Raw genomic sequence first — 1,597 nt, forward strand, 5'->3', positions numbered from 1 at the left:
GGTCAGCGTCGGGTCGCCGTGGGTGAGCCGCGCCCAGGCGTCGGCGGAGGCGCGGCGGCGCAGAGCGTCGGAGTCGGCGTCCTCGACGAAGTCCATCTCGAACGGCGTCCCGCTCTCGAACGCGGCCTGCTCCAAGACGCGCTTGCAGAAACCGTGGATGGTAAAGATGCCCGCCTCGTCAACGCGATCGAGGGCGGCGAGAAGTCGGCCCGGCGCGCCAGATTTTTCCAGGAGCGGACCGAGTGGCCGCGTCAGGTCGTCCGGCTCGGCGTTGCCCCGCGCGACCTCGAGGGCGGCGCGCAGCGCGGCGCGGATCCGCGTACGAAGCTCCTCGGTCGCCGCCTTGGTGAACGTGACGACGAGCAGGCGGCGCAGGTCGGGTACGGCGCCGAGCCAGTCGCCCTCGAGGACGAGGCGGAGTACGAGCCCGGCGATGGCGAACGTCTTGCCGGTCCCGGCGCTGGCCTCGACCAAGGTCCGGCCGGGCTCGACGGGCGTGGCCCAGTACTCGAACGGCGGCACGTCGTCCGGCTTCGAGGCCGTGGGCATCGTGCTCGGCCTCGAGGACGAGCGCGTGTCCCCACCTACGTCGTCCCCGCGCACGCGGGGATCCAGAGTAAGGGCACCGTCTTCGCCACTCTCCGGTGCGTCGGACGACGCTTCTGTCGGCGGGGCGACGGCGTCCTCGAGGTCGCGTCCTCGAGGGCGAACGCGTGGCGACGGATCGCCCTGCTGCGGGGCCTTCCCACCCTGCGACGCCCTAGCTCTGACCGAAGCGTCCGAATCGTCACTCTGGATCCCCGCCTCCGCGGGGATGACGGCTGGGTGGGGTGGAGTCGGAGGAGAAGCGTCCGAGGCATCGCTCGACCTCGAGGACGGGCCAGAGTCGCCGGTCGGTCTTGAGGGCGTGACGGCCGGGTGAGACCTCGAGGACGTTTCCGGATCCACGTTCGACCTCGAGAACGAGTCCTCTGCTTTCGACCTCGAGGTCGGCACGTCGCTCGCCATGTCATCGAACAAGCCACCTTGGCTCATGCTGGCACCCCGTCGCGGCGGTGGTGCAGGAGCGGCGCCCACAGCGCGAGCGCCCACTTCATAAAGTGGTCCTCCGGCTCGAACGGCTTGCGGCTCCGCGTCGCGAGTGTCACGTACGGGTCGTCGATGTCGCCGCGGGCGTCGCCGAACGGGTCGAACGCCTTCTCGGCCGCGGTCATCGCGCTCTTGGACGGCCGAAACGGCTTGTGCGACGGGCCGGGATGGAGAACGCGGCCACGGTACTCCGCGATCTCGGCGTCCGACATCTTCTTGGCGTAGGCGTACGACGCGTTCTCATACAACGGCAGCGACCGTGTCTGGGCACGGCGCCAGCCCTTGACGAGGGCCGACAAGAACGCCGCCGCCTCATCGCGGGGCACGGCCTCAAAGTGCGACGTCCCCTTCGTCCCGACCGAGCACAGGCAGCCCGTCGGCGCCGCGGCCTCGAGGGCGAGGTGGTCGATCCAGGCGGCGACCAGGTGCCGCGAGCGGACCGAGCCGGCCCGGTAGTGCAGCGCGCCTCGCTCCCCCACCCTCGCGACCGTCCCGACCAGGCGAACAC

The 1,597-nt window shown here is 70.9% G+C and carries 2 protein-coding genes; both read right to left on the bottom strand.

Annotated elements, in window-relative coordinates; all coding sequences use genetic code 11:
• A partial coding sequence (locus WBA11_RS13395) for a UvrD-helicase domain-containing protein (RefSeq protein ID WP_424521173.1) occupies positions 1-1,035 on the bottom strand: 1,035 nt, incomplete at its 3' end.
• Positions 1,032-1,597 (bottom strand): hypothetical protein (locus tag WBA11_RS13400; protein ID WP_424521174.1); only part of this gene is annotated, 566 nt, incomplete at its 5' end. The genes WBA11_RS13395 and WBA11_RS13400, both read right to left, overlap by 4 nt.

The organism is Rubrivirga sp. (assembly GCF_049648075.1).
Classification (GTDB): Bacteria; Bacteroidota; Rhodothermia; order Rhodothermales; family Rubricoccaceae; genus Rubrivirga.